This is a genomic window from Mesorhizobium sp. P160187 (assembly GCF_057766425.1).
In genome coordinates this window covers 79,227-94,874 of record NZ_JBYMDX010000002.1, presented here as the reverse complement: position 1 = coordinate 94,874, position 15,648 = coordinate 79,227, and the positions used below count along the sequence as shown (strand labels likewise).

Here is a 15,648-nt window from a genome sequence, read left to right as displayed (position 1 = left end):
AAGCATCGACATAGCCGTCGAATACCGCTTTACTCTCGGCTGTCCGTTCGGGGCATGGCGGGGTGCCTCCCCGATCACGAAGCAGCACCCGAACAACCCCGTGACCAGCGCGTCCCCGCTTCCGAGACTTTCTCACTCAGTAAGGCTATGCGCCCGCCGCCACCTGCGGGCTACGCCGGCATCAACCGGCGGGCAGATGGGCCGAGGGCAATAAGCGGGCCTGGCGCAACGCCGCCAGATCAGCCGAGCCGGTGCAGAAGCAGGCGACGGCCAACTGGCGGATGACGATCTCGAAATGCGCGACAACGGCCTCGGTGGATACCGTAGCCGCGCGCAGCACGCCGGCTGCCTGCCCGGCGATGTCCGCGCCGAGGCGGATAGCCTTGGCCACGTCGACGCCGTCGCTGACCCCGCCCGACGCGATCAGCTTCACCGCTGGCAGCGCCCGACGTACCGCCTGCACGCTGGCCGGGGTCGGGATCCCCCAATCGGCGAACGCCATCGCAACTGTACGGTCGGCGGCATCGGGGGCCCGCTCGCCCTCCACTGCGGCCCAACTGGTGCCGCCGGCGCCGGCGACATCGATCACCGCCACGCCCGCCTGAACGAGCGCACAAGCCACCGAGGCAGAGAGGCCCGACCCCACTTCCTTGGCCACGATCGGCACGCCGACGCTACGTGCGGCGCGAGCGATCTGGGCCAGGACGCCGCGCCAGTCGCGGTCGCCCTCCGGCTGTACCGCTTCCTGCAGCGGATTGAGATGGACAATGAGTCCATCGGCCTCTAGTGCATCCACCGCCCGGCGCGCGAGGTCCAGGCCGTCGGCCTCGCGCAGTTGCGCGGCGCCGACATTGGCCAGCAAGGGAACGTCCGGGGCCAGGCGGCGCAGCGCGCGCGTCAGCCCCTGGGAGTTGCGGGATTGCAGGCTCACGCGCTGCGAACCGACGCACATGGCGATCCCCAAGGCTTGCGCTGCCTCGCTCAGATGGCGGTTAATGGCCTCGGCGCGTGGCATGCCGCCGGTCATGGAGCTGATCAGCAGAGGCGCGCGCATGGTCTTGCCCAGCAGCGAGGCGCTGAGGTCGATCTGCGTCAGGTCCAACTCGGGCAATGCGCAGTGTTCGAAACGAATGTACGCCCAGCCAGCGGCCTTGGCCCGTGCCGTTGGCCGATCCAGCACTATGTCCAGATGGTCGTCCTTGCGCCGGCTCAACTTGGTGTCGCTGATGCTCGCTCCATCCGCGTCATCGGGCGACGGCGTTGAGTCGGATCGGACCGACGGCAGCGCGCGCACGCCGCCGTTTTCCGCGCGTTCAGGCCGGCGCACGCTGGCGTCCGCCCGCAGCGTCGCTGCGGTACCGGCTGTTTGAGGTCTGGTAGTACTGCGCGCGGATGGCCGCCATGGCTTCGATCAACGGTCCCCACGGCGGGGGAAAGCGTTCTTGCGCCATCACCCGGTGCAGCATGCGTGTGTGGCCGGCCAGCTCGTCGGTGAGGAACTCCACGACAGGCATGGCCGGATAGCGCTGCAGCAGCAGTATCGCCGCGTTGTCTCCCTCGCCGGCCGACCTATCCTTTTCGCGTCCATGCAGATCGTTCTGCAAGCGCCCTATCGCGGAGATGAGCCGCAGGACCTGGCGAAACGCCGGATGCGCGCGCAAGGTCGCCATGTCCAGCCCCCACAGCAACGACAGGCAACAGAACACGTTCGTGTAGGCGATCGAATCCACGCCGTTCTGCAAGTACTCGGCGTAGGACCAGCGCTCTGCCCCTACCGCCTGCGCGTGTCCGGCGCGCAGCGCCGCGCAGTAGCACCGGGTATCCTCGAGAAGCTGGGCATAGTCGCGACGATCGTAGGCGAGCGCGGCGAGCGAAGCGCGCAGCACAGCACAGCCCTCGAATCCTGGTAGCGCGCACGCCAGGCCCTGCCCCAGCGCCTGCTCCACCGCGGCGAGCTGCTCCGGCGCGATCAGGTCAAGGTCGTTGCAATCGTCCAGCCAGAACAGCAGCGCCAGTTCGCGATAGAACGCCACGATCAGCGTTTCGTCCAGCGGATCGCGGCCGGTGCGGGCGCTGGTGTCGCGCAGGCTCGGCTGGATGCGCTGCAGGATGTACTGGCCGCCCCGGACTGCTTCCACGGCATGCTCGTCGGCGAACCCGGTCAGGGAACGCCCCCACTCTAGCACATGCTGCAGCGCGCGATCGGCCGGGATCATGGCCCCCCTCCTGCTCCCTCGGCCGAGACGCGCCGCCCCCAACGAAGCGCCAGCCACAACCCGGCTAGTTCGGCCACGCGCACCACCCGGGTGGGGCAATACAGTTCCTTTCCGATCCACAGCGGCGTCTGGGGTAATGCATGGGCTGCGTGGCGGGCGAGCATCCACTTCAGCGCGCGCGCCACCGCCTGCGCGATGCGCCGTCGCCCTGCCGGCTCTTCGGTCCCGTCTATCACGTGCAACGCGAACAGCGCATAGGCGGTTTCCTCGAATGTGGACGCGCGACCGGCGCCCCAGCCGCCGTCGTCGCGCTGCGTCTGCAGCAGCGCTGCCAGCGCGCGCTCGTCGCGCCACTGCGGCTTGCCTTGCGCCAGCGCAGCGACCGCATGCGCGGTGGGATACAGCCAGGAAACGTGCCATTTTTCGTTGTCCCATATACCGTGCGGGTTGCGATTGGCCTCGACGTAGGCGCTGGTGCCGGCGGCGGGTTTTCCCAACATTCGCAACGCATGCAGGGCATGGATGTTGGTCGACACCGAGGCATTGCGCTCGCCGGGGAAGGTGACGAAGAGCTCGCCGGTTTCGAACTGGCGCAACGCGTCGGCCGCCGGGTCGCGGCCTGCAAGGCGAAGGACGCACAACGCAACGGCGGTGTCGTCCGCATCGGCCGCGAAGTGCAAGGCAGGGCCTAGACCGCGCACGCCGAGGCGGGCGTCGAGCTGCGGGATGATCACTTGCACCGCCTCGGCGAGCGCGGGATGCGCGAACAGACCGCCCAGATGCAGGGTGTACAGCGACCAGCATGGCTCGAACACATTGATTGGCCAGACGTTGGGAACGACACCTTCGATGCCGGTGCGCGTCGCCCGCGATGCCGCCAGCAGATACCCGCCCGTGCGCCCGACGTGCGGCGTTCTTCTCTGTGTCACGGCGTGCGCACGCCAGGCGGCGGTGGCCGCCGGACTGATGCCGATGCTGCCGTCGTCGTCCGGGCATGCGGTGGCCGGCGACGTCCCCCAGGCTTCCCAGGAGTGCAGCAACGGATGGCCGCTCGGCAACGTCGCCACAGCCCCCAGCTTGACCAGGCGTGCTTGCCGCAACGGCAACAGCGCCGGGTGGCGCGAAAACGACAAGCCGCCCAGCAAGGATGCGGCCTCGTCGCACAACTGCGGCAGGATCAGCTCCGCGCCGATGGGCGCGTCCTCCGGCACCGCATGCGCGTAGGGATCGGGCTGGCGCTCGATGAACCGGGTTGCAGCCTGGACTGCGTCGGCAGCCCTGGGAAGAGCATCGGCACGCTGCAATGCCAGCAACGCCGCCCACGTTGGCGCATGGCGAAACAGCGGGAAGTCCGCACTTCCCCATCCGCCATCGGCCTGTTGCTGCGCGATGAGCCACGCGTATGCGTCGTGCCGACCGGTGACGTTGCCGTCGAACTGCAGAGCTCGCGCCGTGTCGTATACGGACGGACCGACGCTGCCGCCGTCGCTCATCTCGCTCAGCAGGTGGCGCAATTCGGAAAGGATCTGTTCGGACAGCGCGTTCACGCGGGATGTTCCTTCTGCAGAGGGCTAATGAGAACAGAAACGGGCAGACGCCGCGCACGTCGCCGCCGACACGGACACAGTGCGGCATGCAGCGCCCGTCGGCGGATCGCAGCAGCACAGCGACGAGTCCTTACGGATATGCGCGCTCATGCGTATGGCGCGGACAGATAGACGTTGGCCCGCTGCAGCATCTGCGCCAACCCTTCCGCACGCGGCCCCAGAGGGGCGATGGCCTCCCCGGCGTCGTGCAACAAATACAGGGCGAACTGGCGCGCTGCCTGCAGCCCCATGATCGACGCGCAGGTCGGCTTCTGCGCGGCCGCGTCCTTGCCGGGGGTCTTGCCAAGAGTCGCGGTATTCGCCGTCGCGTCGAGAATGTCGTCGGCCACCTGCAACGCCAGGCCAAAACAGGCGGTGTAGCGATCGAGCGCACAGTACAGCGCAGCGTGCGCGGCATCCTCCGTGATGGAGTATAGCGCGCCCATGCGAACCGACGCGCGCACTAGCGCTCCGGTTTTCATCCGGTGCATCGCCAGGATCCTGTCCAGCCCAGCGTGCTTTCCGACCAGCGACAGATCCATGGCCTGCCCGCCTGCGGCACCCTCGGCGGACACCGCCTGAGCCAGTTCGCGCACGAGCGCAATACGATTGTCGCCAGGCGCATCCAGGCTCGCCAGCGTCAGGAAGGCGTGGGCCTGCAGCGCATCGCCGACCAGGATCGCAGTGGCTTCGCCGAACTTTACGTGCACGGTCGGAAGGCCGCGGCGAAGCACGTCGTCGTCCATCGCGGGCAGGTCGTCGTGGACCAGGGTACAGGCGTGCATCATCTCGATGGCGGCACCGACGTCGTCGAGCATGTGCGCCGGCGTGCCCGCCAGTGCGCCGGCAGCCAGACAGAGCAAGGCTCTGGTGCGCTTCCCGCCATGCAAGGTGGCGTAGCGCATGGCTGCCATCAGCTCTGTCTTACCGTCGTCTTCGGCGCAGAGCAGACGCGCCAGCGCCTGTTCGACCCGCTTTGCGCCGTCCTGCATCCAGATCTCCGGGAGCAGCCCGCCAGATGCGCCGCGCGCCTGCGCGCCCAACCCGCCGAATGCGGAAACGCCAGTTCGGTCGTCGTGTATTGTGGAACCGGTTTGCATGTTGTTCATGTCCTTGTAGCTGAGACGGCCACGGCGAGCGCAAGTCGTCACACGAGTGCGTGCGCTGAGTGCAGCAATGCCGCGCCCCGCCGGCGCCGCTGCCTTGCCAGACGGGGCATGCGATGCCAGCTCATGAGAAGCCTATGCGGATTGCCATGGACGGATGTGCGGTCGGGTAATAGCGCCGGCCTTTTTCGACGTCGCTCAGCAACTGCGGCCGCACCCCGGCCTTGTGCATGGTCAGCGCCAAGGCGATGCAGAACTGCACCATTTCCAGCCATACCAGGTGGTAGCCGATGCAGACGTGTGGGCCGGTACCGAACTGCAGCATGTCCACGGGCCGGATCGGCTCCGTGCGTAGCAGCCACCGCGCCATGCGGAACTGATCAGGCGCCTCGTGCAGCAGCGCCGAGGTCGAGAAATGCAGCAGCGGGATGCACAGATGGGTGCCCGCGGGAATGCGCCGTTGGCCGAGTTGCAATTCCTGCAGCGCGCGACGCGGCAGGAGCGTGGTCGCCGGATGCAGGCGCAGTGTCTCGCGGAACAGCGCCTCGGCGACCGGACACTGCGCCAGGTCCGCGTGCCGGGTCGGCACCGCGCCCACGCGTTGCGCCTCCTCAACCAGGGCGTCCCACAGCACAGGCTGCCGCGCCAGCTCGATTACAATCCAGGCCATTGTCGAGGCAGTGGTGTCGTGACCGGCAAGCAGCAGCAAGCGAATATTCGCGACCAGGACGTCATCGGAGAGCGGACCGTCGCTGCGGTCGAAGGCGCTCACCATGTCTTTGATCAACCCGGTGCGCGCGGCATGCGCGCGCGCGTCGCGGACGAACCGGCGCAACTGCACGTCGATCCAGTCGCGGGCGGCGCGGCCGCGCCGCAAAGGCAGTCCGGGCAGGTCGACCGGTGGCGCGACGATCAACTGCAGCAATTGCCGGTACTTGCGATGCCATCCCGGCAGGTCCTGCGCGGGGATTCCCATGAGGCTGAAGATGAGCTTCAGCATCAGGTCGCCGGTTTCGCGCAGGATGGGTACCTGGCCGCGGGCGCGCCACGCCTGCACCCGCGCCTGGATGACGGGCGCGAACAGGTCGCCGATCCCGGCCTGGGTCAGCCCCTTGGGCAAGAAGGCTGCCTTGATGGCATCGCGCGCCTGCCGGTGCGCGCCGCCGTCCAGGGCAACCAGCGTTCCGCCAAGCAATTCGGGCGCGATCTCTTCGATCAGCGCCGAGGACACGTCCTTGTGCTTGAGCAGTGCGAATGCATCCGGATCCAGGCAGGTCATCAGATGCCCGGCGGGGCCGAAATCCAGCCAGAAGTGGCTGCCCAGCGTCCGTTCTGCGCGCTGCAGCAGGCGCGGCAGGTCGCAGACAATGGCGGGAAGATGCCCGACTAGGGGGAAAGCGCCGGGCATGACCGGGATGTCGCATCGCAGCCGGTGCCGACGGTTGAGTGGGTTGAGCAGTATGTCCATCAGCAGCGCGCCGCCGTCGCCGATTCGGTGTCGCGGGCAGGGCGCGCGGCGCAGCTGTTGCCACCGTCGGCGTATGTCGGCACATGCGCCAGCATGCCGCCATCGATGCACACGACCTGGCCGGTGATGAACGCAGCATCGTCGGAGAGCAGGAACGCCACGAGCGCGGCCACGTCCTCGGGGCGGCCGACGCGCTGCAGGAGCTGGTGCCGGCGCAGATGGCGTTGCATGCACTCGTCCAGCTTGGCGAGGAGACGCTCGGTCATGATAAGACCCGGCGCAACCGCGTTGCAGCGGATCTGCGCATGACCGTACTGGGTGGCGAGCGAAGCCGAGAGCATGTTCATCGCCGCCTTCGACGCGGCGTAGGACGTCTGCGCCGTGTCACCGCTTAGGCCCTGGCACGACGACATGTTGACGATCGCGCCACCGCCGCGGGCGATCATCCGTGGGATAGCCTGCCGGCAGCAGAGCAGCGTGCCGCGCAGATTGGTCGCCATGGTCTGGTCCCAGACTGCCAGGTCCAGGTCGAGGATCGCGCGGTCGCGCGGGGTCAGATGCATGGCGCTCGCATTGTTCACCAGCAGGTCGACCCCCCCGAAGTGCCGCTCCGCCGTCTCGAACAGCGCTGCCACCGCCTGCTCATCGGCGATATCCATGGCTATGGGCAGCGCGTGGCCTGCTTCGGCCGCGATCTGCGCGGTGCAGGCGATGGCCGCCGAGCCATCAATGTCGGCCACCACCACTCTGCCGCCCCCGCGCGCGATGGCGAGAGCGCATGCCTTGCCCATGCCGGCGCCGGCGCCGGTCACCACGGCCACCTTGCCTTTAAACCTTGCCATCGTGTCTCCTGAATTGCATTGGTCTTTCGCAGCATGCCGCTCGGCCTGCGCCGGAGAAGGCGCAGGGTCGGCACTGGCGCTCTCGTCATGGCCGGCGTCGCTTTCGATCACCCGAATGGCGGCGACCGGGCACTGGTTGGCCACAAGCCGCACGGCGGCGTGCAGCGCCGGCGGGACCGTCGCCACGCACACTTCGGCCACGCCGTCCGGTTCGCGCTGGCGAAAGGTGCCCGGCAGCGTCAGCACGCACTGCCCGGTAGTTCCGCACAGATCCTGATCGACCACGACGCGCATCTCATCCCTCCTGCCCATGCAGCCGCACCGGCAGCGCGCGGAACGTCCTAAGGAACGCGGAGGGCTCCCGGGTCGGCTGCTCGGCCAATGCCAGCGTGGGGAAGCGCGCCTGGATCCGCGGCAGGCTTTCGGCCAACTGCACCCGGGCCAGTTGCGCACCAAGGCAGAAGTGGATGCCGTGGCCGAAGGTCAGCATGATCTTCCCGTCGATCGACATGCCAGGACTGGTGCCGCAGAACCGCACGGGATCGAAGCGATCGGGATCGGCGAAGGCGTCCGGGTCGCGATTGCCGGCCGCGATCAGCACGCGCACGTCCGCGTTCTTCGGGATCACCACGCCGCCCATTTCGATGTCGCGCTGGGCGATACGCGGAATGGAGCTGAACATGGCGGGCGCGTCGTAGCGTAGGGCTTCTTCGACGAATGCCTTCACCCCCACGGCATCTCCCTTCAGCCAGTGCCGCTGTTCGGGATACGCCAGCATCGCCAGGACAGCATGGCCGATGGCCGCAGCAGTGGTGGCGAAGCCGCCCAGCAGCATGCCCCAGAGCATGCTGATCAATTCCGCATCCGACAGCGTCTCGGCGTCGTCGTCGTGTGCGCCGACCAGCATTGACACGATGTCGTGGCGGGAATCGGTGCGCTTGCGCTGTATGAGGTCGCCGAAGTAGGCCTGCACCCTGGCGCTGGCCTCGTCCCCCGCGGCGAGCTGCGGATCGCTGGCGTGCGGGCTCAGGCCTTCCAGAATGGCGCTGATGCCGGTGACGAGCGCGAGAATGTCGTCCGGGGGCATGCCGAACAGTTCTCCGAAAACCAGCATGGGCAAGGCCAGCGCGAATTCCTGATGCAGGTCCACTGCCTCCCCGCGCTCCAGTGCGGGCGCCATGCCGTCCAGGCGCGCTGCGACAATGCGAGCGATGGTCGGCCTCAGCTTGTCGATCTGGCCGATGGTGAAATCGCGCGAGATCAGCCGGCGCAGACGCGTATGCGTTGGAGGTTCCTTCATCGCCAAAGTGGACGCCAGCAGACTTAGCGACAGGCTGGTCGCCGCACGCGGGAAATAGCGCGCCAGTTCGCCTGGTGCCGGCCCCCGAAAAGCATCGCCCGTGGCCTTGAGCGCCCAGTAGATGTCGGCGTGGCGGCTCAACAGAAAGAGGCCCGACGCCGCGCGATGTACCGGATCGTGCTCGCGCAACCATCGCATGAATGGGTACGGGTCCTGAATGCACGCTGGCGACGCCAGTTCGGCGAAGGCGTCCCGGCATGCTGCCGTGGTTTCTTGCACGTCCATCTTGGTCACCTGTTGGTTGGCTGATCTGATCGGCGCGCGGCAGTCGCGCGGGCCAATTCGAGGACATCGCGATTCCTCGTGGCGTCCGCGCATCACCAGAGCACCGGGAACTCCACGAACCCGCCAGTGATGATCTCCTTGCGCAACTCCAGTTCTTCGGGCGCCACCGCCAGGCGCAGCGCGGGAAAGCGCTGGAAGATCGAACCGAACACCGCTTTGAGTTCCAGCCTGGCCAGCGCCAAGCCGATGCAGCTGTGCGGCCCGTAGGAGAACGCCAGGTGCGGGTTTTCGTCACGTCCGACATCGAAGATTTCCGGGTCGTCGAAATGGCGCGGATCGAATGACGTCGCCGGCAGGCCGACCAGCACCTTGCTCTCCGCGGGAACATGCACGCCCGCGATGGTCACGTCGGTCCTCGGATAGCGCATGATGCCGTCCCAGCCGGCGCCCGGCGGGTACATGCGCAGGATTTCCTCTACCGCCTTGTCCACCAGGGATGGATCGCCGACCAGGCGTTCGCGCTGTTGCGGATGGCGGAACATGGCCAGCAGGCCGAATTCGATCTGCGCCACGGTGCTCTCGTGCCCCGCCACCAGCATGCCCGCCGCCAGGCCGATCGCCTCTTCCTCGGTCGCCTTGCCCTGGTCGACCGCCGCGAGCAGATCCGTCAGCACGTTGTCGCCCGGATCCTGGCGCTTGTCCCGCATCTTGCCGCGAATGTAGGCGCGGAGTTCTTCCCAGGCCAAGCGCGACGCGCTTCGCGGGCCGCTTTCATGCTGGTGCGTCATCACCTCGTCGGACAGCCCGGCGAAAAAGGCGTGATCCTCGTAGAGCACGCCCATCAGCGCGCCAATGACCATGGCGGGAAGCGGAAAGGAGAGGTGGCGCCGCAGATCGGCGGGCTGGGGCTGGGCCGCCAGCGTCTCGAACAACTGCGCGGCGATCGCCTCGACCTGCTGCGCGAGCAGCTTCACCCTGCCGTTGCTGAAGGCCGACCCCACGATCGTGCGTAACCGCGTATGCTCGCCCCCCTCGTGCGAGACCAGCCATCCTGGCGAACCGAGAATCACCGAATCCGGGGTGAATGCCGCCGGCGGCATTCCCGCGGGCCGGAACGCCGCGTCGGACAACACCGCCCGGGCCTCGTCATAGCCTGTCACCCACCAGCCTTCGTGCCCGGACGGGAAGCGCACGCGGTGGATCGGACCGTTGGCCCGTAGCGCCAACATCTCAGGCGAGGGCTCAATGTGATCGACGCGCCACATCGGCAGCGTCGGCAAAGGTTGTTCGGACATGCTGGCACTTCACTCTATAGCGATGGAAGGGCGGAAGGTGACCGGCGGGCGCTGCGGTAGAGAAGACCTAAGACGGCATGTAGACGACGTCGTCGGAAGGCAGACCGATTATCAGGATCGGCTAACGCTTAACTGCCTAGGCAAACGCGCGGCGAGATGCAGAACGTTATCCTGTACCTTCGAGGTCAGGATAAAGTCGGTGTGGTGGGCCTTTGACTCGCCGCCGGCCAAGATTTCCTGCGCAAGGGTCGACAAGAGCGGCGAGCTGTTGGGTAAGGGCGGTTTCGCCGAGGACCCCATGCCCATAGACGCTATCCGACGCGGATTTGACATTTTGCTTTTCTTTCTTCGTTCCATTCGTGCCATCCACGAAATGAAAGTCGGTCGGCGGCTCCCGGCCCGCAACGAAGCGGCTTCAAAACTCGTGCCAATTTGGCCAACCGAAGAAAAAAATCTGTGATGCTTTTAGGGGCTTAGCCTGAGGCCAGAGAAGAGCTAGGCGAAATAGGCCGGTGTCGCGGGCCAACAAAGGCGACGGAAAAGTGTCGGACAGAACGCCTCGGCGACCTTTAGGTCGGGCTTGCGACATTCTGGTCCAGTTTCGAACATAAGAGGCGGCGAACAGACACGATTGGGGAATTCGATCCTCACGGGGCCAAGGCGCTTGCCCAAGAGCGCCCGCTCATGGTCGCTGCGACAGGCGCATGTTCGCGATAGCCGTGCCGGCGCACCAATGAACGCTAGCGCCACACGTTACGCAATGACTGGAGTGCCCTCCAGGCTCAGGTAATGCATCGGCTCGGCTTCCGGTTCGTCTTTGCCCAGCCGGGGCTGAAGCGCCGAATATCCGCACCATACAGCATCGTTGTTGCCTGTGTGACGAGGCGGTTATAGCGCGCGCCCGATCTTCTAAGACACGGCCTCCGAGAAGGAGGGGCGGTCCAACAGCCCCTCTATTCCAAATGGCACGCCGCTTGCTGTTCCTGGTTAGAGCACCATCAAATCACGATGAAAGCGACTTGCACCATGCCCGACACGCGAAGCTCCAGACCGTGGCCTGAGGAGACGGTGCCCCTTGCAGCTGAACATCGGGGCATCGTCTCCTCCGGAAGTCCGTTCTGGATGGCCGCTTTGCGCATGGCTGGTCCGATGCCGGCACGCCAACACGGGCAGCGCACGCAAATGCGGTTTGCCGGTTCTGTTCAGCATCTGAGTGCCGAAAAGCCTTGTCAAAGGGTCGTCACCCAAGCCAAAGCCGGCGGGTCACTGCCACATATCGACAACATGCTGAACCAGTCCAGTGACGCGGAATCCAGTGAAGCGGGTCTGTTGCGTGAAGTGACATTTCAGGCCCCCACATGCTTTGCGATATTGGCTCCTTCCGGCCGCTATCCCTTTTCCAAACGCACTATCGCTAGTGACCGATCCCGCTTCCGGCGCCATAGCCGTGGAAAGCAACCGGCTCGACGGTGTCCAGCTCGCTCAGATCGATTGCGTTCGGGTGGCCAAGACCAACCGCCAAGACGTTCCCATACGTCGGGAGGGAAAAAAGGAGGTTGCGAGCCGCGAGGCCCTCATTCCGTGCCGGGGATACGAGCCTTTGCCCGGTATTGCGCCAGCCTCTGCCAGAATTCAGCGCAGTCTTCTTCAGGAGCAACTTGATGACAGTTCGAAAGAAAGTTCCCTTCGTCACCTTTCTCACGCGTGTTCACGATAAGTCAGTCCAGGGGCCAAATCCATATCGCTGGCAAGAAAAAACATCTGACGACTACTTTGCCGGCAAGCGGGTCATCCTGTTCTCGCTGCCTGGCGCCTTCACCCCGACCTGCTCGACCTACCAATTGCCCAAGTTCGAAGAGCTCTATGATCAGTTTGCGAAGCAGGGAATTGACGCGATTTACTGCCTCTCGGTCAACGATGCCTTCGTCATGAATGCGTGGGGAAAGTCCTTGGGCCTGAAGCAGGTCCAGCTCATCCCCGATGGCTCAGGCGAGTTCACACGCAAGATGGGCATGCTGGTTGCCAAGGACAATCTCGGATTCGGGATGCGCTCATGGCGCTACGCCGCCCTGATCAACAATGGCGTGGTGGAGCACTGGTTCGAGGAGGAAGGTTTCTCCGACAACTGCGAGGCCGACCCGTATGGCGTTTCATCCCCGCAAAACGTTCTCGAAACGCTGAAAGCCGCCGCATGACCTAGAAAACGTCTCACTGGCGCCATTGCAGGCCCCAAGAGGCTCCTCGACAGGATTATCGCACTCACCATGCAATCTTCAGCAAGCCTGTTTCAGCGCCAGAAGCAATCCATCGTCGCATCGCCTCAACTCATTGAGTCGATTCGCTTGCTGCAACTGGCGCATACCGAACTGCATCAGTTCGTGGAGGGGGAAATCGAGAAGAACCCGCTCTTGGAATCTGCGTCAAACGATGGCGGGCCTTTTGACGATGCTTCGATTTCGGGAGCGGATCAGCCTGTCGGCTTTGGGGCAAACGCCGTTGAAGGTCCGACCGGGGCAGGGTCGCCTGAACGGCTCGGGCAATGGAAATCACTTCGCAACACGACCAACAACCCGCCGGGCAATGGCCCTTCCCTCGACGAGTTTGCCACCCTCGCCGAAACATTGCACGACCATGTCGCTCGTCAGATCGCCCTCACTGCGTTCACACCACAGGAGCGGCTGATCGCTGGCCAGCTTGCCGCCGATCTGGAAGACACTGGCTATCTTCGGGCAAGCCTTTTGGAGCTGGCCGAGAGCCTAAATGTCCATGAGGCTGTTGTGGAACGGGTTCTCGGAACCTTGCAGCAATTTGATCCACCGGGAGTTTTTGCGCGAAGTCTCAGAGAATGCCTCGAGATTCAGTTGCGCCAGCGAAACCGGCTCGACCCAGCAATGGCAGCTTTGGTTGCCCATCTTGAAATGCTTGCGCGACGCGATTTTGAGGCGCTGAAGCAGCATTGCGGCGTCGATGAAGAAGACCTTCTCGACATGATGCATGAGGTTCGTGCGCTCGATCCAAAGCCTGGGAACAGATTCGAATCCGGTGCGTCTGAATCAATCATACCCGACGTCTGGGTCACGCCCTCGCCGCAAGGCGGGTGGCAGATCGAACTTGATCCCGCCACGCTGCCGAAGCTGCTGATCAACCAAACCTACTATGCCGAAGTCACGCGTCAGACTGCCCAAAATTCGAAAGATCAAGCATTTCTCGACGAATGCTTGCGAAACGCGAACTGGCTAATCCGCAGCCTCGATCAGCGCGCCAAGACGATTGTTAAGGTTGCGGCTGAAATCGTGCGTCAGCAGGATGCCTTTTTGGAACATGGCGTCGCCCACCTGCGGCCTCTCAATCTTAGAACCGTCGCTGACGCGATCGGCGTGCACGAGTCGACGGTAAGCCGGGTGACCTCGAACAAGTACATGCTTACCCCGCGCGGAGTTTTTGAACTGAAGTATTTTTTCACCGTCGCGATCGCGTCCTGCCAAGGCGGCGATGCGCACTCCGCCGAAGCTGTCCGGCATCGGATCAAAGCGATCATTGCCGCAGAATCTCCCGGCGACGTGCTTTCCGACGAGGACATCGCTGTCCGGCTGAAGGAAACCGGCATTGATGTTGCGCGCCGCACCGTCACAAAGTATCGCGAAGCAATGAACATCCCCTCCTCAGTGCAACGCCGCCGGGAAATGCGCTTGTGTTTTTAGATTTGGGTCAAGGCAGCCTACATCACGTTGCATTGCATCAAAGTGGAGACTTCGTTCATGACCCGATCCGCAGCAGGCGTCATGAACGCTGTTCTGCACGACCCAGAAAAGCCTGTCCCACCGTCTGGTCCGGCATGGGGTGCCATCATTTCGCTTTCCTTGGGCACCTTCGGGCTGGTCACGGCAGAGTTTCTGCCTGTCAGCCTGCTCACGCCCCTCGCGCATGATCTCGCTATCAGCGAGGGAGCGGCTGGACAGGCGATGACGGCGACAGCTATCGTCGGGGCGATCTCGGCGCCGACGGTGGCCATCATCACAAAGCGCCTGGACCGCAGGACCGTCATGTGGACCATGACGCTGCTGCTGATCCTGTCGGACGTTCTGGCGGCCGGCGCGTGGTCGCTGGCGGTTCTCCTGACTGCACGCGTCGTGCTCGGCATAGCGCTCGGAGGCTTCTGGTCGATGTCGGCAGCACTGGCGATGCGGCTCGTTCCAAGCCACCTCCTGCCTCGCGCTATGTCGATCATCCTCACCGGCGTTTCCGTAGCTACCGTCTGCGCAGCTCCAATCGGCGCTTATGTCAGCGATATCTGGGGATGGCGAAGCGCCTTCATGCTCGCCGCAGCCGGCGGTGTCGCTACACTGCTCGTGCAGCTCATAACCATTCCGAGACTGCCTCCGATTGGAGTGACTAGCGTCCGCAGCCTGCTGGATGTGGCAAAGATTCCGATGGTCAAGGTTGCGCTTTTTGTCATCCTGCTGGTCGCTTCCGGCCACTTCGCCGGAATCACCTATATCCGCGCCTTCCTCGAAAAGATTCCCGCGCTTGACGTCGAGACGATCTCGCTTGTGTTGCTTGCTTTTGGCATCGGCGGATTCTTCGGCAATTTGGCCGGCGGGGTTCTGGCCGAGTACAGTCTCAAGGCAGTCGCGGCCCTTGCACCGCTGCTCATAGGGATAGCGGCTGTTTCGCTACTGACGGCGGGAGCATCGGCCTTCGCCTCGGGGATTGCGGTTGGCGCGTGGGGCTTTGCCTTCGGCGCGGTGCCGGTAGGATTACAGACGTGGATGGTGCGGCGGGCCGTTCCCGAGCAGGCCGAAAGCGCCGGTGTGCTGATGGTCGTAGCATTCCAAGTGGCAATCGCAGCCGGCGCGATTTTCGGCGGGCTATTGGTGGAGAATGCGGGGATCGCCAGCGCCATTGCCTACAGCGCTGTTGCCACGTTCGTCGCTGCCCTCATAGTTTTCCTGCTCGGCCCGAAGCGCGGAACCTAGATCGCCTGACAGGAGAGATCTCAGCAGCGCAGCGGGACGAGAGGTCCAATCGCATGCACGGCGCGGCGCGATCCTCCGCTTGCGGGCGATGCCCCGACGGGAGCGACTGGCTCGCCTTCGATAATGCCTCTACTCTCTTGACGAATGCTCTGGCGGATCGATCTGTCGTATCGTTCGCATACCATCAGCTTGCCTGGCCACTCACCCTTTGACACGGTGCCTATCCGTCCGGGGCAGCACGAATGCATTTCGGCGAGCGTCCTAGCCCTGAACGACCTGATCTTATCCTTGTAGTGCTGGGCGGGTTACGCCCCTTGAACTGAACCCGTATTGTGGGCGCACCTGCCGATCCAATTCGCCCTTAATCGTCTCGAAGCGCTGTAAACGTACCCGTCATTGGCTGCAACAAAGTTGCATTCTTCGGCGCAATAACCCTGCTTACTCGAAATGCCCCGCCACCGAGAGGCGGGTCATCCGCGCTCCGCCCGGAGTAGTCGTTCATCCACGCAACATTGCAGAACAAAATAGGCATTTCTCAGCCTCTATGGGACGTCATGATGGATTCGATCGAAGG

General features: G+C 64.5%; 12 protein-coding genes and 1 pseudogene. 4 read left to right on the top strand and 9 right to left on the bottom strand.

The features are described from left to right. Window positions 1-181: 181 nt before the first annotated feature. The 9 genes and pseudogenes from fni to AC3CCE_RS01590 all read right to left on the bottom strand — a co-directional run bounded on the left by fni (window position 182) and on the right by AC3CCE_RS01590 (window position 10,098). Window positions 182-1,285 carry a type 2 isopentenyl-diphosphate Delta-isomerase gene (fni, locus tag AC3CCE_RS01630; protein WP_488376805.1) on the bottom strand — a complete coding sequence of 368 codons (1,104 nt, stop codon included), beginning with the start codon at window positions 1,283-1,285 and terminating at the stop codon, window positions 182-184. Between the two features lie 28 nt (window positions 1,286-1,313). Continuing rightward, window positions 1,314-2,216, bottom strand: coding sequence for a terpene synthase family protein (locus tag AC3CCE_RS01625; protein ID WP_352513578.1), 903 nt, complete (start codon window positions 2,214-2,216; stop codon window positions 1,314-1,316). Beyond that, window positions 2,213-3,763 carry a prenyltransferase/squalene oxidase repeat-containing protein gene (locus AC3CCE_RS01620; RefSeq protein WP_352626864.1) on the bottom strand — a complete coding sequence of 517 codons (1,551 nt, stop codon included), beginning with the start codon at window positions 3,761-3,763 and terminating at the stop codon, window positions 2,213-2,215. Before AC3CCE_RS01620 ends, AC3CCE_RS01625 begins: the two co-directional genes overlap by 4 nt. Window positions 3,764-3,909: 146 nt before the next feature. Further along, on the bottom strand, window positions 3,910-4,902 hold the full coding sequence (locus AC3CCE_RS01615; RefSeq protein WP_352513581.1) for a polyprenyl synthetase family protein: 993 nt from the start codon (window positions 4,900-4,902) through the stop codon (window positions 3,910-3,912). Between the two features lie 130 nt (window positions 4,903-5,032). Beyond that, window positions 5,033-6,376, bottom strand: a complete 1,344-nt coding sequence (locus AC3CCE_RS01610; RefSeq protein ID WP_352626866.1) for a cytochrome P450 — start codon at window positions 6,374-6,376, stop codon at window positions 5,033-5,035. Then, window positions 6,376-7,218, bottom strand: a complete 843-nt coding sequence (locus AC3CCE_RS01605; RefSeq protein ID WP_352513580.1) for an SDR family oxidoreductase — start codon at window positions 7,216-7,218, stop codon at window positions 6,376-6,378. The genes AC3CCE_RS01610 and AC3CCE_RS01605 overlap by 1 nt, the downstream gene beginning before the upstream one ends. 168 nt (window positions 7,219-7,386) lie before the next feature. Continuing rightward, window positions 7,387-7,512 (bottom strand): annotated as a pseudogene (locus AC3CCE_RS01600) (ferredoxin); the annotation flags it as partial. A 1-nt stretch (window position 7,513) separates the two neighbouring features. Beyond that, window positions 7,514-8,803, bottom strand: a complete 1,290-nt coding sequence (locus AC3CCE_RS01595) for a cytochrome P450 (protein ID WP_352513575.1) — start codon at window positions 8,801-8,803, stop codon at window positions 7,514-7,516. 92 nt (window positions 8,804-8,895) lie between these two features. Next, a complete protein-coding gene (locus AC3CCE_RS01590; protein WP_352626868.1) occupies window positions 8,896-10,098 on the bottom strand; it encodes a cytochrome P450 in 1,203 nt (400 codons plus the stop codon). Between the two features lie 199 nt (window positions 10,099-10,297). On the opposite strand from AC3CCE_RS01590, the gene AC3CCE_RS01585 reads away from it, so the two are divergent. The 4 genes from AC3CCE_RS01585 to AC3CCE_RS01570 all read left to right on the top strand — a co-directional run bounded on the left by AC3CCE_RS01585 (window position 10,298) and on the right by AC3CCE_RS01570 (window position 15,074). After that, window positions 10,298-10,558 carry a hypothetical protein gene (locus tag AC3CCE_RS01585; RefSeq protein WP_155922504.1) on the top strand — a complete coding sequence of 87 codons (261 nt, stop codon included), beginning with the start codon at window positions 10,298-10,300 and terminating at the stop codon, window positions 10,556-10,558. Between the two features lie 1,201 nt (window positions 10,559-11,759). Beyond that, complete coding sequence (locus tag AC3CCE_RS01580) at window positions 11,760-12,293, top strand: peroxiredoxin (protein WP_023724551.1); 534 nt, start codon at window positions 11,760-11,762, stop codon at window positions 12,291-12,293. A 69-nt stretch (window positions 12,294-12,362) separates the two neighbouring features. After that, a complete protein-coding gene (gene rpoN / locus AC3CCE_RS01575; protein WP_352626871.1) occupies window positions 12,363-13,799 on the top strand; it encodes an RNA polymerase factor sigma-54 in 1,437 nt (478 codons plus the stop codon). Window positions 13,800-13,856: 57 nt separating this feature from the next. After that, window positions 13,857-15,074: an MFS transporter gene (locus AC3CCE_RS01570; RefSeq protein WP_286456083.1), complete on the top strand. Its 1,218-nt coding sequence runs from the start codon at window positions 13,857-13,859 to the stop codon at window positions 15,072-15,074. Window positions 15,075-15,648: the final 574 nt, after the last annotated feature.

Excerpts from the sequence above, each read along its gene's own strand:
- AC3CCE_RS01570 (WP_286456083.1), top strand. The coding sequence starts at position 13,857 with ATGACCCGATCCGCAGCAGGCGTCATGAACGCTGTTCTGCACGACCCA.
- AC3CCE_RS01595 (WP_352513575.1), bottom strand. The coding sequence starts at position 8,803 with ATGGACGTGCAAGAAACCACGGCAGCATGCCGGGACGCCTTCGCCGAA.
- AC3CCE_RS01615 (WP_352513581.1), bottom strand. The coding sequence starts at position 4,902 with ATGCAAACCGGTTCCACAATACACGACGACCGAACTGGCGTTTCCGCA.
- AC3CCE_RS01580 (WP_023724551.1), top strand. The coding sequence starts at position 11,760 with ATGACAGTTCGAAAGAAAGTTCCCTTCGTCACCTTTCTCACGCGTGTT.
- rpoN (WP_352626871.1), top strand. The coding sequence starts at position 12,363 with ATGCAATCTTCAGCAAGCCTGTTTCAGCGCCAGAAGCAATCCATCGTC.
- AC3CCE_RS01590 (WP_352626868.1), bottom strand. The coding sequence starts at position 10,098 with ATGTCCGAACAACCTTTGCCGACGCTGCCGATGTGGCGCGTCGATCAC.
- AC3CCE_RS01625 (WP_352513578.1), bottom strand. The coding sequence starts at position 2,216 with ATGATCCCGGCCGATCGCGCGCTGCAGCATGTGCTAGAGTGGGGGCGT.
- AC3CCE_RS01605 (WP_352513580.1), bottom strand. The coding sequence starts at position 7,218 with ATGGCAAGGTTTAAAGGCAAGGTGGCCGTGGTGACCGGCGCCGGCGCC.
- AC3CCE_RS01610 (WP_352626866.1), bottom strand. The coding sequence starts at position 6,376 with ATGGACATACTGCTCAACCCACTCAACCGTCGGCACCGGCTGCGATGC.